General features: G+C 34.7%; 13 protein-coding genes. 11 read left to right on the forward strand and 2 right to left on the reverse strand.

Features of this window, described 5'->3' with window-relative positions; translation table 11 throughout:
* The first annotated feature begins 3 nt into the window (after window positions 1–3).
* From NSS71_RS06345 to dacB, 9 genes are all read left to right on the forward strand, one after another.
* Entirely contained in the window at window positions 4–762 is a 759-nt protein-coding gene (locus NSS71_RS06345) for an ABC transporter ATP-binding protein (RefSeq protein ID WP_047943467.1), read from the forward strand.
* A complete protein-coding gene (locus NSS71_RS06350; RefSeq protein ID WP_047943468.1) occupies window positions 759–2831 on the forward strand; it encodes an ABC transporter permease in 2073 nt (690 codons plus the stop codon). The genes NSS71_RS06345 and NSS71_RS06350 overlap by 4 nt, the downstream gene beginning before the upstream one ends.
* 229 nt (window positions 2832–3060) lie before the next feature.
* Window positions 3061–3291: an NAD-dependent epimerase/dehydratase family protein gene (locus tag NSS71_RS06355; protein WP_053215808.1), complete on the forward strand. Its 231-nt coding sequence runs from the start codon at window positions 3061–3063 to the stop codon at window positions 3289–3291.
* A 271-nt stretch (window positions 3292–3562) separates the two neighbouring features.
* Window positions 3563–4153 carry a TetR/AcrR family transcriptional regulator gene (locus NSS71_RS06360; protein WP_061795907.1) on the forward strand — a complete coding sequence of 197 codons (591 nt, stop codon included), beginning with the start codon at window positions 3563–3565 and terminating at the stop codon, window positions 4151–4153.
* A gap of 537 nt (window positions 4154–4690) precedes the next feature.
* A complete protein-coding gene (locus NSS71_RS06365; RefSeq protein WP_341151963.1) occupies window positions 4691–5077 on the forward strand; it encodes a DoxX family protein in 387 nt (128 codons plus the stop codon).
* 370 nt (window positions 5078–5447) lie between these two features.
* Entirely contained in the window at window positions 5448–6443 is a 996-nt protein-coding gene (locus tag NSS71_RS06370) for a zinc-dependent alcohol dehydrogenase family protein (protein ID WP_369988345.1), read from the forward strand.
* A gap of 723 nt (window positions 6444–7166) precedes the next feature.
* The gene (locus NSS71_RS06375) at window positions 7167–7697 is read left to right on the forward strand and encodes a GrpB family protein (protein WP_341151368.1); all 531 of its coding nucleotides are present in this window, start codon (window positions 7167–7169) and stop codon (window positions 7695–7697) included.
* Window positions 7698–8254: 557 nt separating this feature from the next.
* Complete coding sequence (locus NSS71_RS06380; RefSeq protein WP_047944633.1) at window positions 8255–9064, forward strand: Fpg/Nei family DNA glycosylase; 810 nt, start codon at window positions 8255–8257, stop codon at window positions 9062–9064.
* A gap of 93 nt (window positions 9065–9157) precedes the next feature.
* Window positions 9158–10648, forward strand: coding sequence for a D-alanyl-D-alanine carboxypeptidase/D-alanyl-D-alanine endopeptidase (gene dacB, locus NSS71_RS06385; protein WP_328282889.1), 1491 nt, complete (start codon window positions 9158–9160; stop codon window positions 10646–10648).
* Window positions 10649–10703: 55 nt separating this feature from the next.
* Here the strand turns inward: dacB and NSS71_RS06390 are convergent, their stop codons facing one another.
* Together NSS71_RS06390 and NSS71_RS06395 are read right to left on the reverse strand one after the other, a co-directional pair.
* Window positions 10704–11651: a nucleoside hydrolase gene (locus NSS71_RS06390; RefSeq protein ID WP_047944631.1), complete on the reverse strand. Its 948-nt coding sequence runs from the start codon at window positions 11649–11651 to the stop codon at window positions 10704–10706.
* A 241-nt stretch (window positions 11652–11892) separates the two neighbouring features.
* Complete coding sequence (locus NSS71_RS06395; RefSeq protein WP_047944630.1) at window positions 11893–12519, reverse strand: ribonuclease H1 domain-containing protein; 627 nt, start codon at window positions 12517–12519, stop codon at window positions 11893–11895.
* 158 nt (window positions 12520–12677) lie between these two features.
* Here NSS71_RS06395 and NSS71_RS06400 point away from each other — a divergent pair, with 158 nt between their 5' ends.
* Both NSS71_RS06400 and NSS71_RS06405 read left to right on the forward strand, forming a co-directional pair.
* Entirely contained in the window at window positions 12678–14438 is a 1761-nt protein-coding gene (locus NSS71_RS06400; protein WP_095257278.1) for a sensor histidine kinase, read from the forward strand.
* Entirely contained in the window at window positions 14431–15171 is a 741-nt protein-coding gene (locus NSS71_RS06405; RefSeq protein ID WP_047944629.1) for a LytR/AlgR family response regulator transcription factor, read from the forward strand. Before NSS71_RS06400 ends, NSS71_RS06405 begins: the two co-directional genes overlap by 8 nt.
* Window positions 15172–15219: the final 48 nt, after the last annotated feature.

Below are 15219 nucleotides of genomic sequence, written 5' to 3' on the forward strand. Positions count from 1 at the left end.
ACTATGGAAGTTTTAAAAGTAAATGATCTATCAAAAGTGTATAACTCATTTAAAGGAGCAAAAGAAGTTACTGCCTTAAATGGAATAAATCTTTGTGTGCATAGTGGAGATTTTGTTGGAATTATGGGACCCAGCGGAAGTGGAAAGACTACCCTGTTAAATTTATTATCGGGAATTGATCAATCCACTTCTGGAGAAGTCTTTATAGAAGATAAAAATATAACTGAATTATCAATGGAGGAAATGGCTTTATTTAGAAGACAAAGTGTTGGCTATATATTTCAAGACTTTAACTTACTTGATAGCCTTACTATTTCTGAAAATATTGCTCTACCTTTAATATTAGATAAAGTTGACCCCAATAAAATCAACATAAAGCTTAAAGAGCTTGTAGCCTTTTTTGAAATCGAACATATCCAAAATAAATATCCTTATCATATTTCTGGGGGACAAAAACAAAGAGCTGCCGCGGCAAGAGCACTAATTAATGATCCGGCGATAGTATTCGCCGATGAACCAACGGGAAATCTCGATTCGAAGTCTTCAAAAAACATTATGAACACATTAAAAAAAATTAATGAGGAAAAAAACAGCACGGTTTTGATGGTTAGCCATGACCCCTTCGCCGCATCTTTTTGCAAAAGAATCATTTTTATAAAAGATGGAGCTATTAAGATGGAAATTGCATCGAATGGAGACAGAAAGGAATTTTTCGATCGAATTTTAGAAGCAGAAAGTATGATTGGGGGAGGAAATGAATGAATTTCTCTTCCATCGTTTATAAAAATTTAAAATACAATTTAACCCGTTATATTTCTTTTTACCTAGTAAACAGCTTTATTGTAGCCGTTTTATTTATGTATGGGACTTTGTATTTTAACGATAGTATCCCTGTTAATATAAAAAACATTCTTAATTTTACATTTGTTGCTCTTGTGCTGTTTTGTATTATCTTTATTTCATATACACAAACCTTTTTTGTGAAATTCAGAGGAAAAGAGTTCGGGGTATACTTGACATTGGGAATGACGACACGAGATCTCAAAAAAATGATTCGCCGAGAAAATATTATTATTATTTCTATCTCATTGTCAACAGGAATTGCAGCTGGTTTGCTTTTTTCTAGGATGTTTTATTTAATACTAAGTAAAGTGTTAGTAAATATTGAATATAGCATCAGCTTTAATACTTTTTTTCTTACAATCACTGTCTTCTTACCTATTTTTATTATCAGTACATTTTTTACAGAGAGATATTTGACGAAACTTTCAATTATTGAAGTTATTCAATCGAGCTCGAAAAAAGAGATAGCTACTGCTTCCAATCCTATTATAGGTTTTATATCCATTATTGTTTTTGCTATAGCATTATATCTCTTGCCGAAAATATACACAGGTGACATCTTTGATGGAAAGAAAGTGATTTTTACATTTTGTGCCATAGCGACATTAGTTGGACCATTCTTTATTATCGGTACGCTGATCAGTACACTTCGTTCGGTCATCCGTAAATACCCAAGCAGTTACAATAATAATTTGTTGGTTCTTTCCAATCTGGAGCACCGTTTTTTATCATACCGGACGATTCTTTATGTCGTTACTCTGATGGTGTCTATCGGCATTTTTTTGATTGGAACCGGTTATACGATTCATAAAAATACGGTTACATTTAATGATTTGGAAAGACCATATGACTTTATGTTCGTCGAAAACGATAAATATAATCATATTTCGCAGGAAGAGATACGGAAAGTAATCGAAGATAATGGAGGAGAGATTAAGGATTATACTGTCTTAAACTATCTTTCATTACCGATATACAAAATGAAGGATCATAAAGTGCAGACGGGTGAACGCACGTATTCTAACAGTGTGATTATTAGTGAAAGCAATTACAACAAGCATATGGGGACAAACAAAGACATACAAAGAGGATACATGTTAGATGTTTTTCTTGATGGTGGAGAGGTTCAAACAAAACCTACTGAAGATATAATGTTTTTAATGAATAGAAAAAGTATTCAAAGCCCAGGTAAACAATTTAATGATACAAATATTACGATGGATTCTTCAGACTTCTTTCATCGTGTTCCTGCTTCGGATCTATTTATTGTCCCTAAAGAACATATATTGAATGAAAAAGCTCAATTGACAAATTTAGAATATACCAATGCCTATTCAACATATCACGCTTATGTAGTAAATGATAAAGACTATGAAATGATCAAAAGAAAAAGCGATTATAGCGATCCTTCCAAGTATCATTTAATAAATCTTTCTAACGGTGATAACTACAAAGTTTTCTCTGGAATACTCGATGCATTACGAAAAGTAAATCATGCTGATGAAGAAATATGGAAGAACAAATCTTTTTTAGGCGGACCGATAAATGAAAAGACCATGCTGGAAGCATATCGACCTTTCTCTAAAATGGAAAAAGTAGAAAGAGATAAAGAAGTAAATGGCGTTTTTTATTTCTCGATGGCCTTTTTAGGCTCATTACTTCTAATTTCTTCAAGTATTGTGCTACTTTATAAAATTGTAACAGATATAGCCGAAGAAAAGTTGCAAATCACTATTCTGAGAAAAATCGGAATCACCAACCGTGAGATGAAAAAGCATTTGACCAAACAGTTGAAACTTATATTTTTTGTGCCAACCCTGTTTGGTATCACTATGGCAATGTATTATATTGCATTAATTAATACCAACTACTCAAAAATCAATTATACGATGATGCAGGCATTATTAGTGGTAGGAATGTATATTTTGTTGCAGATCCTATTTTACTTTGGATTAAGGAGGCAGTATCTTTCTAATTTAAACGAATAGCAAATTCTTAAATAAGTAATTCTCATATCAAGCCTACAGTAATAATCTTACTCAATCGAGCCCTTTCCTGAAGTAACGAAAAAAGCCCAATTTCACCTGAGAAATTGGGCTTTTAATATAGGAATCGAGTTTCATTATTAGAAGCAGCTGAAGATATTGATATTATTATTCATTGTGCGGCTTATTTAGGCGAGGATTTAGAGAAAGCGATGAATTCAAATGTAATTGGTTGGAAAATTTAGCGAGTGTAGCAATAGAAGCAGGTATAAAGAGATTTGTACCTATATCAACTTTATCCGTTTACGGCGAGCCAATAGTGGGATCTTTTGATGAAAATTCACCAATTAAAGAAAGTCATCCGGAAGTATACATTAAGACTAAAGCCCCATCTGAAAGAATTCTAAATAACTATAAAGAGAAGGGACTCGACTTAATCATTTTAAGACCGGGAGCGATTTGAGCAGAGAAAAACTCCTATTGGGGAGATAAACAAGTTGAATGGATGATAAATTCCGACATTGTTAACTGGGTAAATCCAGATGACCTTATACCAATTTTCTAACAATATAAATACAATCTGAATATATAGTTTTATTTATATTCAGATGGAAATTGTTACAGGCTGCGCAAAGCTATTACTAGAAGATTCTAAAAACAATTTACAAACCGATGGTCGGTATGTTATATTCGATATATTCGAAATATTAATTTTACATTACGGAGGGTTGATTTTGAAGCAAGATGAGCGAAGACTGCAAACAACAAGACTTCTGCTTGAGAAGACTAAAGAGCTGATACGGGAAAAAGGCTGCGATTCGATTACGATGAAGGACATCATGGACAGATCAGGCTTGTCGAAGGGGGCCATTTTCCATTATGTGAAGAGCAAAGACGAACTTTTTGTGTGGGTGCTACAAGAGCGGTTAGAAGAAACGAATGAACTTTTTATGAACGTGGTGGAGCAAGGAAGCCGATCATTTGACGAGCCATATCAAAAAATATTTGAGAGTATTTTGGCCTATGCAGATGCGGATGTAACGAACAAACTGCTGATGTATTTGTTTGGAAAGGAAGAGAAGCCGGTTATTTCAGAAGCGCTCAAGAGGTATTATGAACGTTCTGTATTCTTATCTAGACAGTGGATTGAGACAGGTCAAAGGCATGGCGTTATTTTGGAATCAGTTGATGCAGGCAAAACAGCTGAAATGTTCGTTCTTCTGACAATTGGGCTTCGTGTCCGGTCCACGATACCATCTGTTTCCTCTGTTTTTAGCGCCGCAGATTTCTCATCGTTTATTATCGATATCTTAAAATCCCCATAAAGGGCGTGAAGGGATAATCAAGATGAGCTTATGGTTAACGGTGCACTAACGGGAGTCGTATTGATGGTTGGAAATATAATTATGGCTGCCTGTTGGAAATTAGGGAGAATTTGACGAAGAATACAGTTGAAACTCATAGCGCAGTCAAAAACGTACTGCTGACCAATTATATATTTACGGTTCTAGCTCTTCCACTCCTTAGTGGCTCGGGGAGTATAATGGCTGCACGCTCAGGAAAGCCATTGCCAGGGTTAACTGACTTATATTGTCGCTCTTATTTATTAGTTTTAACAGGGATAATTTGGGCTGAATTCTTATTCTTCAGCAGCTTAAAATGATTCATTCCGTGAGGAATGCACCGAAAACGGCATTCTCTCTAAGGCATATCAGGATGCTTCTTACTTATAGCCGTCTGCGGTTTTATTACAACGCTAATGCACTCGTTACTTTATATCTTATAATAACTAAAGGATTCTAAGGGGGATTTACATGATACCATTTTATGTACTTGTCGCAGCTTTTCTGCTGTTCAAGGCTATGGGCTTGATTGGAGTACTCTATTTCGAAGGATGGCATGCCTCGCTTCAAGGGGCAGTTGCCGTCATGCTGCTAGTTACCGCATCTGCTCATTGGGGGACAAAGCGTCCGGATTTAATCCGTATGGTACCGCCTGTTTTTCCCAGACCGGATTGGATTGTGATGGCTACAGGACTGCTTGAAATAGCCGGAGCAATCGGGATTTTGTTTCCGGCCACATCCAAAGTAGCATCTTTAGGATTAGCGGTGCTGCTATTGGCAATGTTCCCCGCAAACTTCCGGGCGGCCAGAGACAAATTAACGATAGGGGGGAGACCTGTACCTAAGCTGATTCCCCGAACGGTTCTTCAAATCATTTTTCTTACGGCCGTCCTTTTGGCAGGTTGAACCTACTATGTGAAAAAACAGCTCCATTTGAAGGGTCTAAAAAACAGCTATAGACATAGAACTCCTTCTTTCACTAGTGTGGAATAGTTAAAATCCAGCTCCAATTTGGCTGCCTTTTCTTATTCGCTAAAGGGAACTTAGTTTTATAAGAGATGACATAAAATTAAACTGGCTGTAATATAACAAGACTGCTGTTATGTAGTCTTGTTTTTATGAAATAAAGGATGGATTTCCAAAATTATATTAAAAATTATGCTTAAATCACTTACGGACACTGTAATAGATGAAAAAAGCCTTCTTGTATCACAAACGGAGGTTAGTTTAAGCTGGTATAATAAAGAAATCTAAATTATTTTAAGGAGCTTTAATAATTTTGAATACGAAATGTATTAAATTCTACGAATTCGGCAGTCCTAAAAAAGTGTTAAAAGTTGAATATAAAAGCATACAACCATTAAAAGATAATGAAATCCTTGTACGGATGCTAGCGCGACCTATAAATCCTTCTGACTTAATTCCAATTAGAGGAGCATATTCACATCGAATTTCTTTGCCTAATATTCCCGGTTATGAGGGAATTGGGATTGTAGAAGAAGTAGGTCCTTTAGTTTCCAAAAATTATATTGGGAAACGTGTTTTACCATTACGAGGGGAAGGTACTTGGCAAGAACTTGTAAGGACGTCTGCAGAATTTGCAGTTCCAATACCTGATTCCATTGATCATTTTACCGCATCACAAATGTATATAAATCCCATTACAGCGTGGGTGACTTGTACGGAAATTTTAAAACTAAATTCCAATGATGTTTTGCTGGTTAATGCTTGTGGGTCTTCTATTGGGCATATTTTTGCCCAATTATCCAAGATATTAGGTTTTCGATTAATTGCTGTGACTAGAAATAATAAACATACAGAAGACCTACTACAACTTGGTGCATCATATGTTATTAATACTTCTAAAGTTCCACTTTATAGTACAATTATGGAGTTAACAAATGGAATTGGTGCGGATGCTGCCATTGACTGTGTTGGAGGTTCATCTGGAAACGATTTGGCTTTTTGTGTACATCCTAATGGGAATTTTTTAAGCATAGGGCTTTTATCTGGAATACAAGTAAACTGGGCAGAAATTGTAAATAAAGCTAAAGTGAATGCTAATATGTTTCATTTGCGTAATTGGAATAAGAATGTCCCTACAAAAAAATGGCACGAGACCTTTAGTCACTTGATAAGACTATTGGATCAGAGAAAATTACATTTTAAGAAGGTAGATTCTATGCACGACTTTCTGGATATAAAAACGGCTATTGACGTTGTTGAATCTTCCAAAGAAAGAAAGGGGAAAGTATTTTTAACAAGCTTCTAAGTTAATTCTTCTTCAATTAAGGGGGCTTTGTAATTAGAGAAAAGGCTTTTTTCTTATTAAAATAATGGCAGGATACTCTAACTAAATATATCCACAAAGTACCTATAGCATTAAATATTAGAGATATTTGAAACCTTATATGTTATTATTCCGTATACTACTTATAGGAAGGACATTTCCTTTTTATATCACAAAAGTAGCTTTATTAACGTTTGATTCCATTACACTGACGATACGGATTGTAACAGTTTAACAATCGAGTCTGTTAATTGAGAGTTTTCTAGTGGGAGGTGTTAATAGTATGTCTAGGTCCATTACAAAATTATTTCTTCACCCAATGTTTCGTTTTTTCTTTTGGTCAGCAGCTGCTTTCTGGCTAATTTTTCTAGGAATATCGTCAAGCGGCTTGAATCGTTGGATAGATTTTTATTATCTTTAATTTTCCTTGGTACAGCAATTGAATATGCAGTAAAAAGTGTTGCGTATTATAAAAAAGAACAATTAAATAATTGAACATTTTTATAAAAATTATAAGTGTTTCATAAAGAATCAATTCGTTTTGAAATCTTTTTTCAAAACAAGTTCATTTAATTTAACTTAAAAAGTGAATTTGTAAATAGTTTTTGAGCCAACAATATTTGAAAGCTACAACAAACTGTTTTCAATAATTTTAATAATTAAAAGTGTGATAAAATGAAAATTATTGTTGATTGGGGGAGTAACTTGCGTAAGGTAGAAGTATTGTCATATGATGAGAAATGGAAGCAAATGTTTAAAGAGGAAGCGGCAAAATTACAAACAATTTTCGGAAATGAAATTGTAGATATACATCACATAGGCAGTACCTCTGTTCCAGGGTTAAAGGCAAAACCAATAATAGACATAATGCCTGTCGTTAGAGATATTAACACCGTTGATAAATATAAAATTTTTATGCAAGAAATTGGCTATGAGCCGAAAGGAGAAAACGGTATACCTAAACGGAGATATTTTCAAAAAGGTGGGGAAAATCGCACTCATCACGTTCACATTTATCAAACTGGAAGTTATGAAATAAAAAGACACTTGGCTTTTCGTGATTATTTAGTCTTACATACAGACGAAATAGAGAAATATGCTGACAGAAAAGAAGAATTGGCTCAACAATTCCCCTATGATATTGAATCATACATAAATGGAAAGAATTATCTTGTTAAGGAAATTGAACGAAAATCATTGAATTGGTATGAGACAAACCAAAAATTAATAAAATAGCTAGAAATAAGCTAAGTTGCTACCTAATTTAGCATTTAATATCACAATGGATATACGTATTACGCTTATACTAACCGGTGTGTTCGCTTTATAAGGTTAACCAGTTTTTGCTGGTTGACCTTTTTTAATAGAGTCTATTTTATCAGTAGGTAGTTGTAAGGTGTACGAGGGTCATTGATCCATCAACTAAACTGTCCGCCTCCGACTTGTAGAAACATGTTGGACTAGTTGGGACGAAGAACTAGTTTAACAAGCAAAGCTATGATACTTCAAAAAGGAATAAGGGTCACTGGTGAGTAATTGGTGAGAGGAAAATAAACAATTAATCCATGAGTTGGTCTGGATGTTTAGTTCATAAAGAAGATAATTATTTTTATTAAGGAAAATAAGGATTTATAGAGACTGATACAACCAGTCATCTTCATTTCGTGAATATAAGAAAGATTTTCAACTATAAAAGAGATTAAAATTTTATATATTGCTCTTAGTAGTGACATAAATAGTTTTTATGATCTTGGCAAAAATAAGGGAGGAAATAAAAAGGAGAGAATGAATAAATGCCAGAATTGCCAGAAATGGAAAACTATAAAATCTTATTGAATAAATTGATTACCACCCAAACCATTACCTCGATAGCCGTTAACCGAGAAAAGTCCATTAATATTACGAAACAATCCTTTGAGAATCAATTAGTGAATACTACTATTCTTCGCGTGGAAAGGCGTGCGAAACATCTACTCTTTTACTTATCCAATCAAAAGGTTCTGCTATTGCATTTAATGTTAGGTGGATGGATGTTTTTTGGAACCGAAAAAGAAAAACCAAATAGAACCATTCAAATCCAACTAACATTCGGAGAAAGACACTTATATTTTATTGGACTCCGATTAGGTTATCTACATTTACTAACTCTTGAAGAATGTAAAGAAAGGCTGAACGACTTAGGTCCAGATCCTTTTGAACCTCTTTTTACTGAAAACAGCTTTCAAAACATGATTAACTCTAGGAAGGGGACAATAAAGCTTAAATTAGTTGATCAACATTTTATCTCAGGTATTGGCAATTGTTACTCCGATGAAATTTGTTTTGATGCGCAAATCTTACCAACTCGAAAATTAGAGGATTTAAAAGAAATGGAGCAAAAAAAGCTCTATAATTCTATTCTGCAAATATTAAGAGCGGCTACTAATATGGGTGGCTATATGGAGCATCCCCTTTATGCAGGAGATAAAAAAACCGGAGGATATGATGAGCTTTGCAAAGTATATGATAGAGAAGGAGAAATATGTCCAAGGTGTCAGCACAAAATAGTATTTATAAAGGTATCTTCTAAAAAGTGTTTTTATTGTCCAGGTTGTCAGTTTTAATTAATTATGCGGATAATTCTGCAATTCCTGGAGATAATATACATTTAGCAACTCAATGCACTTTTATCAAGGAGAAATATAAGGAGTGAGAAGATGACTTTATGGAAAAAGGGAATAGTAGTAGTAATGTTATTCTCTATATTCTTGTCTGGAAGCACACCTAACACATTTTCACCGAAAGTATTCGCAGCAGAAGACCATAAAAAAGCAACATTAGCCACGGCACTTGAATCACTGTTAAATATAGAACCAGAACTAAAAGGAAGTTTAGCAGGAATCAGTATTCGCGAACAAGAAACAGGAAAAATTATTTTTGAACATATGGCTGATTTGCGACTAACGCCTGCTTCTAATATGAAGTTACTAACTTCAGCAGCAGCATTGAACATTTTAGGAGAAGACTATCAATTTATTACGGAAATTTATGGAGATGGAAGAGTAGAAGATGGTCATTTAAAAGGAAACTTATACATAAAAGGGAATGGGGATACAAGCCTTTTAGCTTCTGATTTAGAAAAACTCTCAAAAGAAATTAAAAGAAAAGGGATTAGTTATATAGATGGAGACATAATAGGCGATGACTCCTGGTATGACAACATCCCTTTTTCAAGTGATTTGGCATGGAGTGATGAAGCTGCCTATTATGGGGCCAAAATTTCCGCTTTAACACTATCACCAGATAAAGAATATGACGCAGGGACTGTATTGCTTGAAATAAAACCTGGTAAGAAAAAAAATGAACCAGTAATAATCAATACTTTGCCAAGAACAAGCGAAATTAAAATTGTCAATAATGCTATTACAGCAGATAAAGAATCTGCTGCAAGTTTAAAAGTTAACAGAGAACATAACAGTAAAGTAGTAACAATAACAGGAAACCTGCCAATTGACACTCCCTTAAAAAAAGAGTGGGTATCTGTTGATGATCCTACAAGCTATACATTAGATGTGTTTCAACAGGCATTAAAGAAAGAAGGAATACAATGGAAAGGGGTTGTCAAAAAAGGAAGAACACCACAAATCGCTTCTATCCTTACTACTCATTCTTCTATTCCTCTCCGGGAATTACTACTTCCTTTACTGAAATTAAGTAATAATACAATTGCTGAGACATTAATCAAGGAATTGGGAGTAGTCAAAAAAGGGGAAGGAAGCTTTGCAAAAGGGATCGAGGCTCTAGAAGAAGAATTAGCGGCTTTTCATCTTGATCCAACTAAGATGCTTATCCGTGATGGATCAGGTATATCACCAATAGATTTTATTTCAGCAACCGACTTAAGTTTGTTTTTATATGAAGTACAAGCACAACCATGGTTCTCCACATTTTGTCAATCATTACCTGTATCAGGTCACGAAGAAAAAATGATTGGCGGAACACTGCGCCATCGATTGAATTCTGAGAATACTAAAGGAAAAATACTCGCTAAAACGGGGACTCTTACCTCTGTAAGTTCATTATCTGGCTACATGGAAAGCAAATCAGGTAATAAATATATTTTTTCCATTTTATTAAACCATCTAACGGATGAAGATAAGGGAAAAGAGATCGAGGATAAGATAATGGAAACGTTGGTTGAATTTTGAGAAGACTGCTTTGAAATATCAGTTCCTATTTAAAAAAATAGGAACTGATATTTTTTTATAAATTATTTTTCGCCAATTTTGCTAAGTCTGTAATGTACGCGAAAAAGTCATCTCTCTTTACATCATATACAACAGAAACAGGACGGCCAGTGTCACTTATTAAAGTTCTCCCTTGGGACGGCGCTTCTGTTATAGCAATTGATTTAACTTCTTTCATTTTAACTAGCTCTTTTTTTCCAATTGTTGCTGTTGTTAGTACATCCCAAAGATAATAGGTAGAGTTCGTTTCTACATGAACAAGAGGGGGACATGCAGCATAGCATTGACCAACAAAATCAACTCCAGTAAATTTTCTTAATGAAGCCCAATGATTGCGGACAGAAATGGTTAGTGGAACTTGATTTGTACTTTCTAACGCCACCATTTCGATCTGTAAATCACTAGCCCAAACAGCTGCTACTGCCCAAGGATCCCAAAAAGCATTCCATTCAGCAGTCCCGTCATGTTCAGGTTCCTGTACATTACCAACCTCTAAGAATGTTCCGCCCATCCAGACTAATTTTTCAATTTTTTCTTGAATATCTGGAGCAATTTCAATTGCTCTTGCTAAATCTGTCAGCGGTCCAGTAAATAAGAGTGTTGTTTTATCTGGATTTTCCCTTACTGTTTTAATTAAATGTTCATGTGCTGGAAGTTCACTTTCAGGGGTAATTACTTCACCGCTTTCATTTAAAATCGGCAAGGCATCTACATAAAACGTGTGCATTCTCCATTCTTTCGGAAATGGATTAACTCCGCGAGAATTAGACCTGGCAACTTCTACTGGTCCGTGACCGAATCGATCTATAATCTTTCTACTTGCACTGATACCTGGTTCTAAATAGCCATCTGCTGGAATAACTGATACACCAATTAAGTCTACTTCATCCATTTGTAATAGAAGAAACAGAGAAACTAGATCATCAATTCCGGCATCATGATTAAAATATACCTTCTTTGTCAAAAAAATTCACTCCTATGTAAATTAACATTTATCCCCGTCAAACGGGAAGTAACTTTATAAACTAGCTACTTTCTCTATCTATTCTATAATACTATCAGACCAATGTGAATAATTAGTAAATTAAATAGAATATCTCACCATAAATAATATTATTTAAACTTTAATTTAACGAAGAATAGAAAAAGAACTTGGAAAACCACCAAGTTCTTCCCATCATCTATTATATCTATTAACAACAGCCTTACTTACGACCGAAGTCTGCTTTGATTTCACCATACTTATTCGTATCCCATTTTAGAATTTTATTTGAATAGTTATTTTCCTTCAGCCATTTTTCGGCACGTTCAATTAATTGCCACAATTCTTCTGTACGCTTATCTCTTACTAATGTTGTATTTGCCTTTTTATTACGTACCCAAGCTAACGCCGTCATACTATCACTGTATATGGTGGTGTTCTTGCCTTGTTTTTGCAAAAGACTTAATGCATGTACAATTCCTAAAAATTCGCCAATATTATTCGTACCGAATACTGGACCATAATGGAAAATTACTTCTCCTGTTTTCGTATCAACGCCTCGATATTCCATCATTCCAGGATTACCACTACAAGCTGCATCAACAGAAATGCTATTTTCCTCAATCGGCGCCAATGTTTGAATAGATTGTTTTTGAGTGGAAGTACTTTTGGATGCTGATTTTGATATATTCCCACCTTGTTTAAAGGCTTTTTCTGCTTCCTCCAAAGTTGGAAAAGATTTAAAAGAAGCACCTTTAAAACCTTTTATTTGCTTTTCACATTCCGCCCAAGTTGAGAAAATCCCTGTTTTTCTACCATTCCATACAACATAATATTTTTTTGCTGCCATAATTTCATCCAACCTTTCACTGCTATTAAATAATCATATCACAGGAAGGGATCAAAACGAAAATGTAGAGAGAGCGTAACAACATACTTGAAAAGGCTTTCTATAAATCTAGGAATTTACTATAATGATGTTGAGTAAAATAGGAAGGGGGGAATAAATTGCTCCAATTACTTCCACTAATGATTGAACGAGTCGGTATTTTAGTTATTTTTGCCTTCTTATTATCAAGAATAAAGATTTTCCGATCGATTATTCATCATGAATCACAATGGCACGATAAACTCTCGTTAATACTTATCTTTGGCGTCTTCGGAATAATTAGTAATTATACTGGAGTCGAAATATTAAAAGGAAGTATTAGCACCCATACATGGCAGCATGAATTAGATGTTTCAAGCGCTATTGCTAACACAAGAATTATGGGGGTAGCCATTGGCGGAATGATTGGCGGCCCATTAGTTGGCCTTGGAGTAGGATTAATAGCTGGCCTTCATCGCTTAACATTAGGAGGATTCACTGCAATTGCTTGTGGATTATCTACCATTGCTGCTGGATTATTGACTGGGCTGCTTGGAAGGAAATACTCCATTAAACAGGATTCTGCAAGCAAAGCAGTGATTATCGGCATCGCCATGGAAATTATTCAAATGGTATTTATCCTTTTGATTGCAACACCTTTTGAGCTTGCATTCGAACTCGTCAAAATTATTGCTTTTCCAATGATTGTCATTAATGGGTTTGGAATGCTGATTTTTATCTACATCATTCAAAACATTCTGTTAGAAGAAGAAAAAACGAAAGCAGCACAAACCAATATTGCTTTAAATATTGCTCAATCTACGCTTGCTTATTTACGTCAAGGACTGAATCCTGAATCTAGCAAGCAGGTTGCTAAAATTATGTTAAAAGCTACCAACGCTGATGCAGTATCCATAACTAATAGATCCATTGTTTTGGCACATGAGGGGCTAGGCGGGGATCATCATATTCCATTAGAGAAAACTTCTACCAAATTAACAGAAAAAGTGTTAAGGGAAGGGAATATTCTTATTGCGAAAAAGAAAGACGAGATTCAATGCAGCAATCAAACATGCCCGCTGCACGCTGCCATTTTGTTACCATTGAAAGCAAACAATAAAACTGTCGGTACCCTTAAATTATATTTTGCCAATCCCAAAAACATTCAATTAGTAGAATATACTTTGGCAGAAGGGTTAAGCAAGTTATTTTCCTTACAGCTTGAATTAGCAGAAGCAGAATTACAACAAAAGTTATGGAAGGATGCTGAAATTAAAGCATTACAAGCACAAGTTCATCCTCATTTTCTGTTTAACAGCATGAACACTATTTCTGCGCTAATTCGCACAGATGGAGAAAAAGCGCGGCAGATGATCCAACGATTATGTACTTATTTCCGCAGCAACATACAAGGATCTAAAAATATGCTGATTCCTTTAAGTCAAGAATTAGAGCATGTCCATGCCTTTTTAGCATTAGAAGAAGCGAGATTTCCTAATAAGTTTATTTTAAAAGAGTCTGTAGAGCCCGAACTAAAAAAGGTCCTTATTCCGCCGTTTACATTACAGCCCCTAGTAGAAAACTCCATTCGTCATGGCTTTTCCAAAGGTACAGTTGGGACTATTACAATATGTGCATATAAAGAAAAAGATAGGATGGTGTTAATTACAGAAGATGATGGGAAAGGAATGAGTGAAGATACTCTATACATGATTGGCCAAAAAAATATTTCCTCCAGTACAGGAACTGGTACGGCGCTTTGGAATATTCAGGAACGAGTGAAAAAGTTATATGCGGAGAAAGGGAAATTCACCATTGAAAGTGAAACGAATAGAGGAACGAAGGTGATGATTACATTGCCTTCTAAGGAACCAAGTATATGGAGGGAAGTAGATGATTAAAGCATTAATTGTCGAAGACGAACCATTAGCAAGAGATGAATTAAAGTATCTCTTGAAAAGAAGCAGCAAAATAGAGATAGTGGCCGAGTGTGATGATTTGGAGACAGCTCTGTACATAATTGATAATCAAAAAATAGACGTTATTTTCTTAGATATTCAACTTGGAGAAGATAATGGAATGAATTTAGCGGAACAGTTAAAGCACACCGCAAATCGTCCGGAAATTGTCTTTGCAACTGCATATGATGAATATGCACTTCAAGCGTTTGACGTAAATGCTGTCGATTATATATTAAAACCGTTTGAAGAAGAACGAATTAATCAAACTATTTTAAAGCTGCAAAATAAGCGGAGTCAAACTACAGAAGAAACAATAGGAAAAAGCGTAAACAAATCGCCCCTTCAAAGTAATAAGTTAGCTGTCACAGCCAATGACAAAATAAAGATTATTGATTTAGATAAAATCGTCTATATAAGTGCACAAAATGGTAAAACATTACTTATTACAGAAGAAGAGGAATTGGTCATTACTTTTACATTAACACAATTAGAGCAAAAGTTAGTAAATAGTCCTATTATGAAAGTACATCGGTCTTATTTAGTTAATAAAGAAAAAATATGTGAAATAGAACCATGGTTTAACTCTACGTATTTACTGTGCATGAATAATGGCGAGAAAGTGCCTTTAAGTAGAAACTATACAAAAGAGGTGAAACAATTATTCGGATTTTAAGTAAATTTCATTTATAATCATACAGACTGGATATTGTATTTTATCCAG

It is taken from the genome of Niallia sp. FSL W8-0951 (assembly GCF_038006525.1).
Taxonomy (GTDB): domain Bacteria; phylum Bacillota; class Bacilli; order Bacillales; family Cytobacillaceae; genus Niallia; species Niallia circulans.